17 protein-coding genes are annotated in these 16,755 nt (G+C 61.3%); 9 read left to right on the forward strand and 8 right to left on the reverse strand.

The features are described 5' to 3' along the window. Nucleotides 1-260: 260 nt before the first annotated feature. From PMI03_RS12815 to PMI03_RS12825, 3 genes are all read right to left on the reverse strand, one after another. On the reverse strand, nucleotides 261-812 hold the full coding sequence (locus PMI03_RS12815; protein WP_034521703.1) for an invasion associated locus B family protein: 552 nt from the start codon (nucleotides 810-812) through the stop codon (nucleotides 261-263). A gap of 335 nt (nucleotides 813-1,147) precedes the next feature. Continuing rightward, nucleotides 1,148-1,537 (reverse strand): YkvA family protein, encoded by a 390-nt coding sequence (locus PMI03_RS12820; protein ID WP_007693721.1) that lies wholly within the window; start codon nucleotides 1,535-1,537, stop codon nucleotides 1,148-1,150. 66 nt (nucleotides 1,538-1,603) lie between these two features. Then, a complete protein-coding gene (locus tag PMI03_RS12825; protein WP_007693723.1) occupies nucleotides 1,604-1,909 on the reverse strand; it encodes a 4a-hydroxytetrahydrobiopterin dehydratase in 306 nt (101 codons plus the stop codon). A gap of 36 nt (nucleotides 1,910-1,945) precedes the next feature. On the opposite strand from PMI03_RS12825, the gene PMI03_RS12830 reads away from it, so the two are divergent. Next, nucleotides 1,946-2,428, forward strand: a complete 483-nt coding sequence (locus PMI03_RS12830) for a low molecular weight protein-tyrosine-phosphatase (RefSeq protein ID WP_007693725.1) — start codon at nucleotides 1,946-1,948, stop codon at nucleotides 2,426-2,428. On the opposite strand, the gene thpR is transcribed toward PMI03_RS12830, so the two are convergent. Further along, on the reverse strand, nucleotides 2,359-2,955 hold the full coding sequence (gene thpR / locus PMI03_RS12835; protein ID WP_007693727.1) for an RNA 2',3'-cyclic phosphodiesterase: 597 nt from the start codon (nucleotides 2,953-2,955) through the stop codon (nucleotides 2,359-2,361). The two genes, PMI03_RS12830 and thpR, sit on opposite strands and share 70 nt — an antisense overlap. Before the next feature lie 68 nt (nucleotides 2,956-3,023). Continuing rightward, nucleotides 3,024-3,674, reverse strand: a complete 651-nt coding sequence (locus tag PMI03_RS12840; protein ID WP_007693729.1) for an arylesterase — start codon at nucleotides 3,672-3,674, stop codon at nucleotides 3,024-3,026. A gap of 75 nt (nucleotides 3,675-3,749) precedes the next feature. On the opposite strand from PMI03_RS12840, the gene PMI03_RS12845 reads away from it, so the two are divergent. From PMI03_RS12845 to PMI03_RS12865, 5 genes are all read left to right on the forward strand, one after another. Continuing rightward, a complete protein-coding gene (locus PMI03_RS12845; protein WP_007693732.1) occupies nucleotides 3,750-4,460 on the forward strand; it encodes an ABC transporter ATP-binding protein in 711 nt (236 codons plus the stop codon). After that, nucleotides 4,457-7,003 (forward strand): ABC transporter permease, encoded by a 2,547-nt coding sequence (locus PMI03_RS12850; protein ID WP_007693734.1) that lies wholly within the window; start codon nucleotides 4,457-4,459, stop codon nucleotides 7,001-7,003. The genes PMI03_RS12845 and PMI03_RS12850 overlap by 4 nt, the downstream gene beginning before the upstream one ends. Before the next feature lie 195 nt (nucleotides 7,004-7,198). After that, nucleotides 7,199-7,942: a Bax inhibitor-1/YccA family protein gene (locus tag PMI03_RS12855; protein ID WP_007693736.1), complete on the forward strand. Its 744-nt coding sequence runs from the start codon at nucleotides 7,199-7,201 to the stop codon at nucleotides 7,940-7,942. 118 nt (nucleotides 7,943-8,060) lie between these two features. Further along, a complete protein-coding gene (locus tag PMI03_RS12860) occupies nucleotides 8,061-8,618 on the forward strand; it encodes a GNAT family N-acetyltransferase (RefSeq protein WP_007693738.1) in 558 nt (185 codons plus the stop codon). Between the two features lie 300 nt (nucleotides 8,619-8,918). Continuing rightward, on the forward strand, nucleotides 8,919-9,542 hold the full coding sequence (locus tag PMI03_RS12865; protein WP_007693740.1) for an outer membrane protein: 624 nt from the start codon (nucleotides 8,919-8,921) through the stop codon (nucleotides 9,540-9,542). Between the two features lie 109 nt (nucleotides 9,543-9,651). On the opposite strand, the gene PMI03_RS12870 is transcribed toward PMI03_RS12865, so the two are convergent. The 3 genes from PMI03_RS12870 to acnA all read right to left on the reverse strand — a co-directional run bounded on the left by PMI03_RS12870 (nucleotide 9,652) and on the right by acnA (nucleotide 14,052). Beyond that, complete coding sequence (locus tag PMI03_RS12870; protein WP_007693742.1) at nucleotides 9,652-10,053, reverse strand: DUF2794 domain-containing protein; 402 nt, start codon at nucleotides 10,051-10,053, stop codon at nucleotides 9,652-9,654. 300 nt (nucleotides 10,054-10,353) lie between these two features. Next, nucleotides 10,354-11,097 carry a thioredoxin family protein gene (locus tag PMI03_RS12875; RefSeq protein ID WP_007693744.1) on the reverse strand — a complete coding sequence of 248 codons (744 nt, stop codon included), beginning with the start codon at nucleotides 11,095-11,097 and terminating at the stop codon, nucleotides 10,354-10,356. A 264-nt stretch (nucleotides 11,098-11,361) separates the two neighbouring features. Beyond that, on the reverse strand, nucleotides 11,362-14,052 hold the full coding sequence (acnA, locus tag PMI03_RS12880; RefSeq protein ID WP_039973924.1) for an aconitate hydratase AcnA: 2,691 nt from the start codon (nucleotides 14,050-14,052) through the stop codon (nucleotides 11,362-11,364). Nucleotides 14,053-14,314: 262 nt separating this feature from the next. On the opposite strand from acnA, the gene ccmA reads away from it, so the two are divergent. The 3 genes from ccmA (at nucleotide 14,315) to PMI03_RS12895 (ending at nucleotide 16,755) form a co-directional block, all read left to right on the forward strand. Then, nucleotides 14,315-14,962, forward strand: a complete 648-nt coding sequence (gene ccmA, locus PMI03_RS12885) for a heme ABC exporter ATP-binding protein CcmA (protein WP_007693748.1) — start codon at nucleotides 14,315-14,317, stop codon at nucleotides 14,960-14,962. A 313-nt stretch (nucleotides 14,963-15,275) separates the two neighbouring features. Further along, entirely contained in the window at nucleotides 15,276-15,935 is a 660-nt protein-coding gene (ccmB, locus tag PMI03_RS12890; protein ID WP_007693750.1) for a heme exporter protein CcmB, read from the forward strand. 58 nt (nucleotides 15,936-15,993) lie between these two features. Then, complete coding sequence (locus PMI03_RS12895) at nucleotides 15,994-16,755, forward strand: heme ABC transporter permease (RefSeq protein ID WP_007693751.1); 762 nt, start codon at nucleotides 15,994-15,996, stop codon at nucleotides 16,753-16,755.

The raw sequence follows: 16,755 nt of genomic DNA on the forward strand, positions 1-16,755 counted from the left end.
TATTCCAATGGTTCATATCGGCGATGCCCCCAAAAGCTGGAAAGCTGCGGGCGCGGGCAAGGCACTGAAATCAGAAGGTTCATCTAGGTGCGGGCAAGAAACTTGCAAAACACACCGCTTGTTGGGGCGGCCTTTAGCATTAATTTCAGTCCGCGTCATCCCTCTTGAAAAAGCAAAAGGCCAGCCACCTGGGCCGGCCTTAGCACTTCGGTCTCGATGGAACCCGCAATCACTTTGGCGTGATCGCAGCATCATCGATCCTATTTGCAGTTTTCGATCTGCTTGAGCGCCGCGGTAACGCCCTTCAGCGAGTAGGTATAAGTGGTGCCGGTGCCCCTCTTCGAGGTCGCGGTGACCTTCAGCGAATGGCCGGACTTGAGCGCTGCGACCAGCGCCGGTTCCTGCGCGGCATTCTCGACCCAGGCTGCCTTGTCCTTGGTGAACATCACGAAGGTCTTGTTGTCGATGACGACATCGACCTTGGAATTGTCCTTGAGCGGATAGCCCATCATTGCCTGCGGCTCATAAGAGATGTTCTGACCCGGGCGCTGGGAAACGATGAAGAAGTTGTCACCGTGATCGATGCCGGTGGCCGGCATCTTGGTCGTCGGCACGGAAAGAACGTAGCAGACCTTGCCCGCGCCGGCCTGGTAGGAATAGGCGCCCCAGGCATCGAATTGCTGGATGCGCGTCGGAGCCGCCGGTGCTGCTGCCTGCGCCTGTGCGGGCGCCTGCTTCTTGGTCTGCGCGGAGGCAATGCCGGTGCCGGCCAGAACGAGCGAGAGGGCGATTGCGAAGCTTTTTACAAACATGGTTTCCTGCCGATTTCTTGCGGTCCAGAGCTCGAGGCGATTTGAGTACGCACGCCTGCCTATGCTCATGAGCTGCCCTATTTTGACTTTATTCAGGTTACCAAACCGTCAACGGAGCATTAAGTGCCCCCGTCTGTGCCATTTCAATTCAAGCGCCGCGCCAGGCCTGAAACGCATCAGGAAGAATTGGAAAACCCGGATGGCGGAACACCATCCTACGGGATCGAGTTATGACAGAAAGATTCAGGCAAGAATTTGACCTCTCTAAAATCAGGAGGACCTGATAAAGGTCTGGAAACCCGGCAGGATTTCCGCCACGCCCCGCAGGGCGGGACTCACGCCGTCTTCGCAGCCTCGGGCTCGTTGGCCAAGGCCCGGTCGGCGGCGTCATAATGTTCCTGGCGGATATGGCCCTTGATCATGCTGAAGGCGAGCGTCAGCACCGCGACGTCATCCGAAAAGCCGATGACCGCGAAAAAATCGGGGATGATATCGATCGGCATGACGAAATAGCCGAGCGCGGCGAGCAATATGCCGCGAACGCGCGTCGGCGTCTGCGAATCGAGCGCGCAGTAGAAGGCCGCAACGACATCGCGGGAAAACGGAATGTACCGTGCCGCCTTGCGCAAGGTCGGCCAGAACTTGCTGCGCACCGACTTCTCCTGACGTTTTTGGGTCTCTTCGTCACCAGGCATCAGGATCTCCCCATACTTGATGTCATCCATTCCACGCACTCCATCGAAGCCCCTTGTTCCAGGGCGCATAAACATATGGTGATCGCTCTCCGCGATTCAATCGGCCCGTCGCGCCGCCGCCTTTTCCATCGCTTTTGCGAGCTTGACGTCGTGATCGGTCAGGCCATTGGCATCATGGGTCGTCAGTTTCACGTCGACACGCGAATAGACATTGAACCATTCCGGATGATGGTTGAGTTTCTCCGCCGTCAGTGCCGCCTCGGTCATGAAACCGAAGGCTTCGACAAAATTGCGGAATTTGTAACTCTTCGAAATCGACAGACGGTCCGCGGCCAATGTCCAGCCGACAAGGCCAGCGACGGTTTCATCGATTGCGGCCGGTTCCAGCTTTTCGTATTTCATGGCAAGGTCACTCCTCTCGATCGGTTGAAGGATATCATGGACCGCTTCAGGATTCTGTTTGTTTGCGCCGGCAACATCTGTCGCTCACCGCTCGCCGAAGGTATTTTTCGGCATCTTGCGACCGAGGCCGGTCGCGGCTCCGCGTTCGAGGTCGATTCGGCTGGCACCGGCGGCTGGCATCAGGGTGAAAGACCGGACCGCCGCTCGGTGGCTGCGGCCGCCGGCCACGGCGTCGACATTTCCGGCCAACGCGCACGTCGCATCGAAGCCGTGGACTTCGACCGGTTCGACCTGATCCTGGCAATGGATCAAGACAATTTGAAGAATTTGCGGAAAATCGCGCCTGCCGATGCGCTCGGCAGGCTACATCTCTTCAACGCCCTCGCGCTGGGCAGCAATAAGGACATTCCCGACCCTTACTATGGCGGCCACGAGGGTTTCGAGGCGGTCTACACCATGCTCTTGGCGGGCTGCAACGCGCTGCTTCCCACACTGGGGAAGGCACTGCGGGCCTCATGAAGCGGGAAGACCTCTTCGGTGAGGTAAGGACCGCCGCCGACCGATTCGCGCGATGACAACAGCACGAAGCGGCCCACCGTGAACGGCGAGGTATGAAAGTCGCCACGTCCGGAGAGATAGTGCACCACATCGTCGACGCGCGAGGATTTTAGACGGGCGAGCGTCACATGCGGCGTGAATTTGCGGGGATCCGGCGGCAGGCCGATACGCTGGCAGATGCGCTCGATCTCGCCTTGCAGGGCGTACATGTCGGGCGTCTGCGTGACGCCGGCCCAGACCGAATGTGGTTTCTTGGAACCGAAGGAGCCGATACCTTCCAGCCGCAGCTGGAATTCCGGCCGGTCGATCCGGTCCAGACGGTCGACGATCTCATCCGCCGTGCGCCCATCGACATCGCCGATGAAACGAAGGGTGATGTGATAATTTTCAACGTCGATCCATCTGGCACCGGGAAGACCGCCGCGCAACAACGAAAGGCTCATGGCCGCGTTGCGCGGAATTTCGAGGGCGGTAAAAAGTCTCGGCATTACGAGCACTCCCCGAATCTCTTGCAGGTATAAGCAGGGAATCACGCAATTGCAGCCGGTGCAAGCATCTATTTCGCAGCTGCGGCAATCGTCCCTATGAAACTAGCCGCGACGGGCTCGAAGCGTTGCACCATCACATCGACCCCCTGCGGGTTCGGATGCATGCCGTCATTCAGTTGCAGATCCGCATGCGTCGCAACCCCATCGAGAAAGAACGGATAGAGCGTCAGCTGATATTTATCGGCAAGCCGCTGGTAGATCGGATTGAATTTGGCCGCATAGTCCGGCCCCATGTTCGGCGGCGCCAGCATGCCGGCAAGCAGCACGGGAATGTTGCGCGCCTTCAGCCTGGCGATGATCGTATCCAGGTTCTTTTCGGTGTCTTCCGGCGGAATGCCGCGCAAGGCGTCGTTGGCACCGAGCTCGAGGATCACCCCGTCGGTCCCGTCCGGCACCGACCAGTCGATGCGCGACAACCCGCCCGACGTCGTGTCGCCCGACACGCCGGCATCGGCGATCGCCACGTCCAACCCCTTTGCCTTCAGCGCCGCCTCCAGCTTGGCCGGAAATCCGTCGCCCGGCGGCAGCTGGTAGCCGGCCATCAGGCTGTCGCCGAAACCGACCAATTGGATGGTCCGCGCCTCGGCCGCACCCGCCACGCCAAACAAAAGGCTGAAAGCAATGACACCGAAGTGAAACGCAGCAGCTTTAAAACTCATGATCCATTCCCTAAATTCGCTGCGCGGGCCAAATCGCGCCCGCCATGATCTCAGATGTATATAGGGCGTCCCGCATTGGCAAAAACCATCATCGAGCTGAAGAAGGCGGATTTGACGCTCGGCAATGCCGCCGCCTCCGTCCATGTGCTGAAGGGTATCGACCTCACGATCATGGAGGGTGAGGCCGTCGGCATCGTCGGCCCCTCAGGCTCCGGCAAGTCGACGCTGCTGATGGTGCTGGCCGGCCTTGAAAAGCTCGATAGCGGCGAATTGTTGATCCGCGACACGCCCCTGCATGCCTTGAGCGAGGATCGCGTCGCTGATTTCCGCGGCCGCAATATCGGCATCGTCTTCCAGTCCTTCCATCTCATCGCCAACATGACGGCGCTGGAAAATGTCGCCGTGCCGCTGGAACTCGCCAATGTCCGCGACGCCTTCGACATCGCCCGGAAAGAGCTGGAGGCCGTCGGCCTCGGCGAGCGGCTGAGCCATTATCCCGGCCAGCTTTCGGGCGGCGAACAGCAGCGCGTGGCGATCGCCCGCGCGCTTGCCCCCTCGCCGGCCCTTCTGATCGCCGACGAGCCGACCGGCAACCTCGACACCGATACCGGACGGCAGATCGCCGACCTTTTGTTTGCCCAGCAGGCCGAGCGCGGCACGACGATGCTGCTCGTCACCCACGATCCCTCCCTCGCCGCCCGCTGCTCCCGCCAGATCCGCGTCCGCTCCGGCGAGATCGAGGGCGACAGCGCCCACGCGCGGACGAGCCAGGCGGCGATAGCATGACGGTGGCAGGCACACGCTTCACGCTTGCCTTCCGCCTGGCGCTGCGCGAATTGCGCGGCGGTCTCGGCGGCTTCTACATTTTCCTCGCCTGCATCGCGCTCGGCACCGGCGCGATTGCCGCCGTCAACTCGGTCTCGCAGTCGATCACCGACGCGATCTCGACCCAGGGCCAGTCGCTCCTTGCCGCCGACGTCCGCTTCGAACTCAACAATCGCGAAGCAAAGCCGGACGAACTGGCCTATCTCGAAAGCCTCGGCCAGATCTCGCGATCCACCGGCCTGCGCTCCATGGCCCGCCTGCCCGACGGCTCCGACCAGGCGCTGGTTCAGGTCAAGGCGGTCGATGGCGCCTATCCGCTCTATGGCACCTTCGAGGCCGATCCGAACCAGCCGCTGTCGACGCTGCTCGTCGCCAGGGACGGGACCTATGGCGCCGTCATCGCCCCCCTGCTTCTCGAACGGCTGAACCTCAAAATCGGCAGCGAACTGCTGCTCGGCAACACAAAGCTTCGGGTCACCGGCACGGTGAAGACCGAGCCGGACGCGGTCTCCGAAGGTTTCGGCTTCGCCCCGCGACTGCTCACCAGCCGCGAGGCCTTGCAAACTTCCGGGCTGATCACCACCGGCAGCCTGGTCGAACAGGTCTACAAGATCCGCATGGACGATCCCGCCAGCGGTCTGCGCGATATCACCACCCGCGCCAATGCGGCTTTCCCGCAGGCCGGCTGGTCGGTCCAGACCAGCAACCGGGCCGCCCCGGCGCTTGCCGACAACATCACCCGTTTCTCGCAATTCCTGACCCTGGTCGGCCTCACCGCCCTGATCGTCGGCGGTGTCGGCGTCGCCAATGCCGTGCGCGCCTTCCTCGATGCCAAGCGTACCACCATCGCCACCTTCAAATGCCTCGGCGCGCCAGCCTTCGTCGTGGTGATGATCTACCTGATACAGATCGCCCTGATCGCGCTTGCCGGCGTTGCCATCGGCCTCGTGTTCGGCGCCATCGCACCGATGCTGGCCTCGCAATTCATGGCCGAATTCCTGCCGATCTCCACCGCGCCGCAGCTCTATCCCGGCCCGCTGGCGCTGGCTGCCCTTTTCGGTCTGCTGACGACGCTCGCCTTCGCCATTCCGCCGCTCGGCCATGCCCGCGAAGTGCCGGCAACCGCGCTCTTCCGGGAACAGGGCTTCGAAGCGCGCCGCCTGCCGGGCTGGCCCTATCTGCTGACCGCTGGCCTGCTGATGGCGGCACTGGCAGCCCTTGCGATCTATACCGCCTACGACCGCCGCATCGCCGTCGTTTTCATCGTCTCGATCGCGGGTGCCTTCGTCGTGCTTCGTGCGGTGGCCGCGCTGTTGTCATGGCTTGCCCGCCGCAGCCCGCGCGTGCACTCGCCGGCCCTGCGGCTGGCGATCGGCAACATCCATCGGCCGGGCGCGCTGACCTCCTCCGTCGTCCTGTCGCTCGGCCTCGGCCTGGCGCTTCTGGTAACGCTGACGCTGATCGACGGCAACATGCGCCAGCAGCTGACCGGGCGCATGAGCGAACAGGCACCGAATTTCTTCTTCGTCGATATTCAAAGCTCGGAGCTCGACGGCTTCCGCAAGGTCGTGCAGGCCCAGGCACCAGAGGGCAAGCTCGTCGAGGCACCGATGCTGCGCGGCCGCATCGGTGCCTTCAACGGCGAAGACGTCAGCAAGATAAAGGTGCCGCCGGCCGGCCAATGGGTGCTGCGCGGCGATCGCGGCATCACCTACGCCGATACCATGCCCGAAAACGCCGCCCTCACAGAAGGCGAATGGTGGGGCAAGGACTATAGCGGCGAACCACTGGTTTCCTTCTCGGATGAAGAAGGCAAGGCGCTCGGCCTGAAGCTCGGCGACAAGCTGACCGTCAACGTGCTTGGCCGCAACGTGACGGCAAAGGTCGCCAGCTTCCGCAAGGTCCAGTGGCAGTCGCTGTCGATCAACTTCGTCATGATCTTCTCCCCCAACACCTTCAAGGGCGCACCGCATGCATGGCTTGCGACCCTGACCGATCCTTCCGCCACCTCGGTGCAGGAAGCCGCGATCCTGAAGAACGTCACCAACACCTATCCGACCATCACCAGCATCCGCGTCAAGGACGCGATCGACATCGTCAATACGCTGGTCGGGCAGCTTGCCACCGCCATCCGCGCCGCGGCCTCCGTCGCACTCATCGCCTCCGTGTTGGTGCTTGCCGGCGCGCTGGCAGCGGGCAACCGCGCCCGCACACATGATGCGGTGGTGCTGAAGACGCTCGGCGCGACGCGGGCGATGCTGATCCGCGCCTTCAGCTACGAATATCTGATCCTTGGTGCCGCCACGGCCATCTTCGCCCTCCTCGCCGGCTCGACGGCCGCCTGGTATGTCGTCAGCCGTATCATGAAACTACCGTCGACCTTCCTGCCCGACGTCGCCTTTTCGACGCTTGTCATCGCGCTGCTGCTGACGGTCGGCATCGGCCTTATCGGCACCTGGCGCGTGCTCGGCCAGAAAGCGGCGCCCGTTCTGCGCGAGTTATGAACCACGATCGGGCCGCGCCTCTTCACCGCGAAACGGCCCGATATTACATCGATTTAACCCCGCCCCAACCGCTTGGGCCTTGTGCAAAAGCCTTGAAAGCCTCATATTCTACGCAGGCATGCTGGAGCTCCGCAGCGGCGCCTGGGACGAAATCGCCCGACACCGTAATCATATCGGAGCTTAAAAGAGGAAAACATGGCTGACTTTCGCAATTACCAAAACCGGACGCCGCAAGCAGGCGCGCAGACCGGTGCGATGATAGATGAGGGCCTTCGAGCCTACATGCTCAAGGTCTACAACCTGATGGCGCTGGGTCTGGCGATCACAGGTCTGGCCGCCTATTTCGCATTCTCGCTCTCCTTCTCCGACGGCCAGATCACTGCCTTCGGCCAGGCGATCTACCAGAGCCCGCTGAAGTGGGTCGTGATCTTCGCACCGTTGGCGATGGTGTTCTTCCTGAGCTTCAGGATCAACAGCATGAGCGTGGCCGCCGCGACGACGACCTTCTGGGTCTACGCCGCGCTGGTGGGCCTGTCGCTGTCGTCGATCTTCATCATCTACACCGGCCAGAGCGTCGTGCAGACTTTCTTCGTGACCGCCGCCTCATTCGGCGCGCTGTCGCTCTACGGCTACACGACCAAGCGTGATCTGTCGGCGATGGGTTCGTTCCTGATGATGGGCCTGTTTGGCCTGATCATCGCGTCGCTCGTCAACATCTTCCTGGCTTCGTCCGCCATGCAGTTCGCGATCTCGGTGATCGGCGTGCTGATCTTCGCAGGCCTCACCGCCTACGACACGCAGCGGATCAAGGAAATGTACTATCAGGCCGACGACGTTGCCGTGGCCGGCCGCAAGGCGATCATGGGCGCCCTGTCGCTCTACCTCGACTTCATCAACCTCTTCATGTTCCTGCTGCAGTTCATGGGCAACCGCAAATAATTGCAGCGACCTGAATGAAAGTTCGAAAAGGCGGCCTCGGCCGCCTTTTCTGTTTGCCTAACCTGCACGCGCGATTTTATATCATGTCCCCAAACCGCAGATCAGGCAATAAACCCAGATGTCCTCCCGCCTTCGCCAGGCCGCCCCGAACGACCTCCCCCGGATTACCGCCATCTATCGCGACGCCGTTCTCAACGGCACGGCAAGCTATGAGCTCATCCCACCGGACGAGGCGGAAATGGCAAGCCGCTTCCAGGCGATCCGGGACAAGGGCTATCCCTACATCGTCGCCGAGGACGAGAGCGGAAAAGTTCTCGGATACGCCTATGCGTCGGCCTTCCGTACGCGACCGGCCTATCGCTGGATGGTGGAGGATTCGATCTACATTGCGCCTGAAGCACGCGGTCGCGGCCTCGGCAAGCTGCTGCTGGCAAAGCTGGTGGAGGAATGCGAAGCCCTCGGCTTTCGCCAGATGATCGCCGTCATCGGCGGTGCCGCACCCGCTTCCATCGCCCTTCACCGCGCCGCCGGCTTCGCGGAAACGGGGCTGCTCAAAGGCACGGGCTACAAGCACGGCCGCTGGCTGGACACGATGCTGATGCAGAAGGCGCTGGGCGACGGTGCGGAAACGGACCCCGATCCCTCGGCCTATCCGGGAACCCTGTTCAGCGAGTAAGGCAGTCTCTCCTTTTCCCTCGAGAAAAGACGCCGGGCCAGCCGGATAACAATGGGGCTGGGGCGAAAGCTCCAGACGATCCCAGTGTCCGGAGAAGAGCCGGATACGATCCCGCAACATTTCTCAACATTAAAGCAGCCACGGCAACATTCGATTCGCTATTTTGACGGCGATAACGCTCCGCAACCGCCGATTTCCCGACTTGTTCAGAGATTCGTTTTCCCTCGCGTTGAGGCAGGATCGCACGCCGCAACCTGTGGGCATCGCATTGGCACATATGATTTATAGAAGGAAATATATATGAAATATCTGCTCATTCCCGCCTTGCTCGCGCTGGCCTCCACGTCCGCGGTTGCCGCTGATCTGACCGAGGAGCCTGTTGCGGCTGCAGCTCCGGCTTCAGTCTTCACCTGGTCCGGCCCTTATCTCGGTGTCCACGGCGGCGGCGCGATCACCAAGGGCAACTTCAAGTTCGGCAGTGGCGACCAGTCTGAAGACTTCAAGGGCGGCTTTTTCGGCAACTTCTTCGGATACAACTATCAGTTCGACAAGGTCGTCGTCGGCGTTGACGGCAATATCGACTACAACTGGAACAATAAGGCCGTCGCCAACGCATCCAGCGTCGGCACCGATTGGTCGGGCGCGGTTCGCGGACGGGTCGGCTATGCTTTCGACAACCTGCTGATCTACGGCGCGGCCGGATGGACCGCTGCTCGCGGCTTCGCCGATGTTTCCGGCTCGGGCGACGGCAAGGTCGTCTTCAGCGGCTGGACGGCCGGCACCGGTGTCGACTATGCCTTCACCAACAACATCTTCGCCCGCGCGGAATACCGCTACAGCGATTTCGGCAGCAAGGAATTGCAGGGCGTGAAGAGCGACCTCACCGAACAGTCGATAAACCTCGGCGTCGGCTTGAAGTTCTAATTTCGACGCGACCAGGCTCCAAACGAAAAACCCCGCCCACTGGCGGGGTTTTTCGTTTGTCCATCAGCCGTTGATCACAGTCAGGACCGATTGCTCGAGATAATCGAGATCACTTCTCCACCAGCTTCAGCTGCTTGTCGAAAACCTTCAGCACCTGGCTCAGCTCGTGGCCACGCTTCAGGATCATGCCGTTGGTGTTGACCACGCTGAAGGCGCCCTGCTTGGCGGCGAGCTTCGGGTTTTTCTCGATGCGGAAGAGCGGCAGTTCACCGGAGCGCTTGAAGACGGAAAAGACCGCCTTGTCTCCGAGATGGTCGATGGCATAGTCCCGCCACTCGCCCTCGCCGACCATGCGGCCGTAGATCCACAGGATCGCATCCAGCTCCCTGCGATGGAAGGTTACCGGCAGCGGATCCCTGTTCTGCTTGTATTCCCTGAGATCAACAACGACGGAAGAATTGGTGTCGACGGAACGGCTTTCGCCGTGTCGCAAATCCGGCTGATCAGTCATCAATCCCCCAGGGGCTGGTCATGACAAGAGGATGACAGTTTGCCTCAGCCGCACCAAATTGCAAGACCGGCGGCCACTCACAAATTTTTACGCCGGAGGAAAGCATCTCCGCGCCGCCGCATTTCAGTCAAAACGACGCCCCATTTTCCGGAACTATTGGTAGCCGTTTGGCGCCGCCGCGCCAAACGGCCCGGCCGGGGGCGCGTCGACCGAACCCCAGCCCCGAATGCGTCCTCGCCGGGCACTTCATCGTGTTGCGACCTATCGGACTAAGACTTCTTCAGCCCTGGCCGAAAACGATCAGCCGTCGGAGCCGATCGTCAGCACGGTCGCGCCGATGATCGCCGCCGGATCGCCGGACGACGTGGAAGATTGCAGCAGAACCGCCATGCCGCGCCGGCCGTCCTTGTCCAGGACATTGGCAGGCAGCACGACGCTCATTTGCTTGCCGTCCCACATGCCGACGGTCTCGACGTCCGAGACCGCATGCAGATAGGCGATCTGCTGGCCGTTGTTTTCGCCACCCTTCGGCGAAACGAGCTGTTCCTTGTCGAAATAGGCAACGACCACATTCGCCTTGCCCTGGCCGGCGCCGATCTTGATCTCCAGCTCGTCGCCCTTCATCGCGGCGGTCACCGGGATCGTCAGTCCCTTGCCTTGGTGCTGGAAGTCGTCGAGCTTGACATTGATGCCGTCGAAGTCGGCACCACTCATATGGTCTCGGCCATTGATGATCGCCTGCGGCGTATAGACCCCGCTGCGGCCCATCGTCCGCGCATAGGCATATTGGCGCGCCGTATTGTCCTTGGACGCCATCGTGTCGTTCCAGCCAAGATAGTTCCAGTAGTCGACATGATAGGCGAGCGCCACGACGTCGCCCTGCCGGATTAGCTTGCGAAACGCGGCATCCGCCGGCGGGCAGGAAGAACAGCCCTGAGACGTGAAGAGCTCGACAACCCCCTTGATCTTGGCAAGCTCCTGCGCATGCAGCGAACTCGCGAGCGCGATGCCTGCCAGAAGTGAAACCGAAAATCGAAGGCGCATGCCGTTATACCTCTTTCTCAGACGCTGAAGGCGAAAGCCAATACAGCACCCTGAAATCGCCTGCCGCTTTCCAGGGTATCCGTAAAGCTCTCATCAAGCCTGATAAATCTGAAACAAGAGATAATAGCTAAGCGCGATGACTAAAAGTCACGATGGGGTGAGAGCAGGGCCTAAGGCCACCACGGCGAACACATCAGCGTGAAAAACAAGACGCCGCCGGGGAAGTTTCCCCCCGACGGCGTCCAAACATGGCCTCAATGGCTATCAGGCAGCGAGATCGCGCAGAACCGTCTGCAGGATGCCGCCATTGTTGACGTAGACGACCTCATCCAGCGTATCGATACGGCAGATGATCGGGATATCCCGGACCGTGCCGTCGCCATAGGTGACCTTGGCGATCTTGCGCTCGCGCGGCTTGATGTCTTCCAGGCCTTCGATCGTGACGACTTCATCGCCCTTGAGGTCGAGGGTGGCCCAGGTGGTGCCGTCCTCGAAGACAAAGGGGATGACGCCCATGCCGACCAGGTTCGAGCGGTGGATACGCTCGAAGGACTGGGCGACGACGGCGCGCACGCCGAGCAGGTTGGTGCCCTTGGCAGCCCAGTCGCGCGACGAGCCGTTGCCGTATTCGACACCAGCGAAGATCACGAGCGGAACGCCCTCGGCCTTGTACTGCATGGCCGCATCGTAAATCGACATCTCTTCCTTGGACGGATAGTGGATGGTGTAGCCACCTTCCTTGCCGTTCGGGCCGAGCATGTGGTTGCGGATGCGGATATTGGCGAAGGTGCCGCGCATCATCACTTCATGATTGCCGCGACGCGTGCCGTACTGGTTGAAGTCGGCAACGCCGACGCCATGACCGAGCAGGTAGGAACCAGCCGGCGAAGCAGCCTTGATCGAACCGGCAGGCGAAATGTGGTCGGTAGTGATCTTGTCGCCGAAGAGGCCGAGAACGCGGGCACCCTTGATGTCGGAAATGCCGGCGCCGGTCTTGCCCATGCCAACGAAATAAGGCGGGTTCTGGACGTAGGTCGAGTTGTCGTCCCAGGCATAGGTCTGGCCCGGAGGAATCTGCACGGCCTGCCAGTTGGCATCGCCCTTGAAGACGTCGGCGTACTTGGATTCGTAGAGTTCGCGGGTGACGTATTTCAGGATGAATTCCTGGATTTCATGCGAGGTCGGCCAGATATCCTTGAGGAAGACCGGCTTGCCGTCCTGGTCTTCGCCGATCGGCTCCTTGGTCAGGTCGAGCTGCACCGTGCCGGCGAGCGCATAGGCGACGACGAGCGGCGGGGAGGCCAGATAGTTGGCCTGGACGTCAGGCGAGATACGGCCTTCGAAGTTGCGGTTGCCGGAGAGAACGCCGGCAACGATCAGGCCCTTGTCGTTGATCGTCTTCGAGACCGGCGCCGGCAGCGGGCCGGAATTGCCGATGCAGGTGGTGCAGCCGAAGCCGACCAGGTTGAAGCCGAGCTTGTCGAGATCGGCCTGCAGGCCGGACTTGGCGAGATATTCGCCGACGACCTGACTTCCCGGTGCCAGCGAGGTCTTGACCCACGGCTTGCTCTTCAGGCCCTTGGCAACGGCGTTGCGGGCGAGAAGGCCGGCTGCGATCAGAACCGACGGGTTCGAGGTGTTGGTGCAGGACGTGATGGCGGCGATCGCCACGTCACCATGGCCGAGATCGAAGTCCGTGCCTTCAACCGCATAGCGGTTCGAAAGCTGGCCGGGCTTCTTGTATTCGGTTTCGAGCGAGCCGGCGAAACCGGAGGCGATGTTTTCCAGAGGAATACGGCCTTCCGGGCGCTTCGGGCCAGCCATAGCCGGCACGACGTCGCTAAGGTCGAGTTCGAGCGTGTCGGTGAAGACGAGATCGGCGCCGTCGTTGTCACGCCACATGCCCTGCGCCTTGGAATAGGCTTCGACCAGTGCGATACGATCCTTCGTACGGCCGGACATGTTGAGATAGTTCAGGGTTTCCTTGTCGACCGGGAAGAAGCCGCAGGTCGCGCCGTATTCCGGACCCATGTTGCCGATGGTGGCGCGGTCGGCGAGCGGCAGCGCGTCGAGGCCGGGGCCGAAGAATTCGACGAACTTGGAAACGACGCCCTTCTTGCGCAGCATCTGCACGACGGTCAGCACCAGGTCGGTCGCCGTGACGCCTTCCTTGAGCTTGCCGGTGAGCTTGAAGCCGATGACTTCCGGCAGCAGCATGGAAACCGGCTGGCCGAGCATGGCGGCTTCAGCCTCGATACCGCCAACGCCCCAGCCAAGAACGCCGAGACCGTTGATCATGGTCGTGTGCGAATCGGTGCCGACGCAGGTGTCGGGATAGGCGATCGTCTCGCCATCCTCTTCCTTCGTCCAGACGGTCTGGCCGAGATATTCGAGGTTCACCTGGTGACAGATGCCGGTGCCGGGAGGGACGACACGGAAGTTCTTGAACGCCTGCTGGCCCCACTTCAGGAAGCGGTAACGCTCGCCGTTGCGCTCGTATTCGAGTTCGACGTTGCGGGCAAAAGCCTGCGGCGTGCCGAATTCGTCGACAATGACGGAGTGGTCGATGACGAGGTCGACGGGAACGAGCGGGTTGATCTTTTCAGGATCGCCACCGAGCGACACCATCGCGTCACGCATGGCGGCGAGATCGACAACGGCGGGAACGCCGGTGAAGTCCTGCATCAGCACGCGCGCCGGGCGATAGGCGATTTCGTTCTCGACGGTACCCTTGTTGGTCAGCCATTCGGCGACGGCAAGGATATGTTCCTTGGTGACCGTCTGCCCGTCTTCGAAGCGCAGCAGGTTTTCCAGCAGCACCTTCATCGAATAGGGAAGCTTGGCAACACCAGGCAGACCATTGGCCTCGGCCTTCGGCAGGCTGAAATAGACATAGTCTTTTCCGCCCACGGTCAGCGTGGACCGACAATTGAAACTGTCAAGAGATTTAGACACGAGATACCCCGTTTCTGATAGCCAACACAGTCGTGCGAACGCCTATGCACTTTATGCACATCAGGATGCGGGTACGGCCATTTCCGCTGTCCGCACGTAAGGCAAAACACCTTATGTTCGGCGCAAGGATGAAATTCACGCCGACCGCTGGCGTGGTTGCCGGTCTTATAGATAATTTCGTAAAGACTTGCCAGAGTGGCTAAGCGCAAAATTCGAGATTTTTTTCGCACTGCGACAACGAAAACGGGGAAAGCCTGAGCTAATGCATCTAAGCGCTGAAAACCTGGCCGCAAGGCGAGGCGAGGACCTGATTTTCGCGAACGTTTCCTTTGACTTGGAGGGCGGCGAGGCATTGATCCTGACAGGCCGAAACGGCTCGGGAAAATCAACACTTTTGCGTGTCGTCGCAGGTCTTCTCCGACCGGAAAAAGGCCGGGTGATTCTCGCGGATTCCCAAGGAGAATCGGACCGTCAGCCGGGGGAAGCCAGCCACTATCTCGGCCACCGCAATGCGATGAAATCCGAACTTACGGTTGCGGAGAACCTGACATTCTGGAAAGACTTTCTCGGCGATATCGAGGGTGGCGCCGGTCTTGCGATCGAAGATGCGGCCGAATCTGTCGGCCTTGCCAACATCACCCACCTCCCCTTCGGCTACCTCTCTGCCGGCCAGCAACGCCGGATAGCCTTCGCAAAACTGTTGGTCGCCTATCGCCCGATCTGGATCCTCGATGAACCCACGGCGGCACTGGATGCGGCGGCGGACCGGCTGCTCGCGGATCTGATCTCGTCGTATCAGAAAGCGGGCGGGATCGTGCTCGCGGCAACGCATCAGCCGCTGGGGCTGGAGAATACGCGGGAGATGCGGATGACGGGGTTTTCCGGGGTGAATGAAGGGGTTTGGGGATGAGGAGGAGACATTGCCTTTCGCTCCGCTCAAGGCGCCCATCGTTTCACGACGAGCTACCCCCCTCTGTCACTATCGTGACATCTCCCCCACAAAGGGGGAGATTGGGAGCTCGCGGCTCACTGCTCCCCAACCAACAAGCAACTGAATTCGCGGAGCATTACAGGGCCAAACGGGGCAAGAGGAAGCTGCCACCCACGATCTCCCACCTTGTGGGGGAGATGCCCCAAAGGGGCAGAGGGGGGTGGCGAGAAGCACCAGCTTCTCGCGCCTTAAGCCAAGCGAAAGGCAGCATCCTACAGACCCGGTGCCACCCATGACCGCCCTCTTCCTCCGCGACCTCAAACTATCGGTCCGCGCCGGCGGCGGCGCGCTCATCGGCATTCTCTTCTTCCTGACGGTGGTCGCCGTCATTCCTTTTGGTGTCGGTCCCGACCTCAAGCTGCTGTCGCGCATCGGCCCGGCCATCGTCTGGATCGGTGCACTGCTCTCTGCCCTGCTCGGCCTCGACCGGCTGTTTCAGGCGGAACGCGATGACGGGTCACTCGATCTGCTGGTGATGCAGGAAACGCCGTTGGTGCTGACGGTGCTCACCAAATGCGCCGCCCATTGGGTGGCGACCGGCCTGCCGCTGGTGATCGCCTCGCCCCTGCTCGGGCTCTTCATGAACATGAACGAGACGGCGATCGGTGCGACGGCCCTGACACTGCTTGTCGGCACGCCCGCGATCACTTTCATCGGCGCCGTCGGTGCGGCCGTTGCCGTTGCCTTGCCGCGCGGCGGCTTGCTGGTGTCGATCCTGGTATTGCCGCTCGCCATTCCGGTGCTGATCTTCGGCGTCAGCACCACCTATGCCGCCGTAGAAGGTCCGCAGCCCTTCCTGCCGCCCTTCCTCATCCTGCTGGCGCTTACCTTGTTCTTTGCCGTGCTCGGCCCGGTGGCAGCGGCACTCGCCCTGCGCAACACGACGGATTGATCGATCTCAGGCAATCCGGTCGATTGCCGTCAAAAGCATATCGGGTTAAACAAACCGCATGAGCGATATCAGCCCTGCGATCAGCCGATTTTCCGACCTCGCCAACCCGACCCGGTTCCTGGCGCTGTCGGCGCGTCTGATCCCGTGGCTGGCGGCGATCACGGCCATACTCTTCGCGATAGGCCTCTATCTCTCCTTCTCGACCGAAGGCGACTACCAGCAGGGTGATACCGTCCGCATCATGTATATCCATGTGCCGGCCGCCTGGCTGTCGATGATGTGCTACACGATCATGAGCCTATCGGCGATCGGCACGCTGGTCTGGCGCCATCCGCTCGCCGATGTCTCGGCCAAGGCCGCAGCGCCTCTCGGCGCTGCTTTCACGCTGATTGCGTTAGTCACCGGCTCGCTCTGGGGCAAGCCGATGTGGGGCACCTATTGGGTCTGGGACGCCCGGCTGACCTCGGTCTTCATTCTCTTTTTGATGTATCTCGGCCTGATCGCGCTCAACCGCGCCATGGACGACCCCTCTAGGGCTGCGCGCGTCACTGCAGTGCTGATCCTCGTCGGCTTCATCAATATTCCGATCATCAAATTCTCGGTCGACTGGTGGAACACGCTGCATCAGTCGGAAAGCCTCATGCGTATGGACGGCCCGGCCATCGATGCGGAATTCCTTTGGCCGCTCTTCACCATGGCGCTTGCCTTCACGCTGCTGTTCTTCACGCTGCACCTGATGGCGATCCGCAACGAGATCTGGCGCCGCCGCATCGCCGCGCAGCGTCGTCTCGCCGCGCGCATCGCCGCCCGCGAGGACTAG

Origin of the sequence: Rhizobium sp. AP16 (genome assembly GCF_000281735.1) — a bacterium.
GTDB classification, from domain to species: domain Bacteria; phylum Pseudomonadota; class Alphaproteobacteria; order Rhizobiales; family Rhizobiaceae; genus Rhizobium; species Rhizobium rhizogenes.

Bases quoted from the DNA above. Each gene is read 5' to 3' on its own strand.
- PMI03_RS12815 (WP_034521703.1), bottom strand. From the start codon at position 812: ATGTTTGTAAAAAGCTTCGCAATCGCCCTCTCGCTCGTTCTGGCCGGC.
- PMI03_RS12820 (WP_007693721.1), bottom strand. From the start codon at position 1,537: ATGGATGACATCAAGTATGGGGAGATCCTGATGCCTGGTGACGAAGAG.
- PMI03_RS12825 (WP_007693723.1), bottom strand. From the start codon at position 1,909: ATGAAATACGAAAAGCTGGAACCGGCCGCAATCGATGAAACCGTCGCT.
- PMI03_RS12830 (WP_007693725.1), top strand. From the start codon at position 1,946: ATGGACCGCTTCAGGATTCTGTTTGTTTGCGCCGGCAACATCTGTCGC.
- thpR (WP_007693727.1), bottom strand. From the start codon at position 2,955: ATGCCGAGACTTTTTACCGCCCTCGAAATTCCGCGCAACGCGGCCATG.
- PMI03_RS12840 (WP_007693729.1), bottom strand. From the start codon at position 3,674: ATGAGTTTTAAAGCTGCTGCGTTTCACTTCGGTGTCATTGCTTTCAGC.
- PMI03_RS12850 (WP_007693734.1), top strand. From the start codon at position 4,457: ATGACGGTGGCAGGCACACGCTTCACGCTTGCCTTCCGCCTGGCGCTG.
- PMI03_RS12855 (WP_007693736.1), top strand. From the start codon at position 7,199: ATGGCTGACTTTCGCAATTACCAAAACCGGACGCCGCAAGCAGGCGCG.
- PMI03_RS12860 (WP_007693738.1), top strand. From the start codon at position 8,061: ATGTCCTCCCGCCTTCGCCAGGCCGCCCCGAACGACCTCCCCCGGATT.
- PMI03_RS12865 (WP_007693740.1), top strand. From the start codon at position 8,919: ATGAAATATCTGCTCATTCCCGCCTTGCTCGCGCTGGCCTCCACGTCC.
- PMI03_RS12870 (WP_007693742.1), bottom strand. From the start codon at position 10,053: ATGACTGATCAGCCGGATTTGCGACACGGCGAAAGCCGTTCCGTCGAC.
- PMI03_RS12875 (WP_007693744.1), bottom strand. From the start codon at position 11,097: ATGCGCCTTCGATTTTCGGTTTCACTTCTGGCAGGCATCGCGCTCGCG.
- ccmA (WP_007693748.1), top strand. From the start codon at position 14,315: ATGCATCTAAGCGCTGAAAACCTGGCCGCAAGGCGAGGCGAGGACCTG.
- ccmB (WP_007693750.1), top strand. From the start codon at position 15,276: ATGACCGCCCTCTTCCTCCGCGACCTCAAACTATCGGTCCGCGCCGGC.
- PMI03_RS12895 (WP_007693751.1), top strand. From the start codon at position 15,994: ATGAGCGATATCAGCCCTGCGATCAGCCGATTTTCCGACCTCGCCAAC.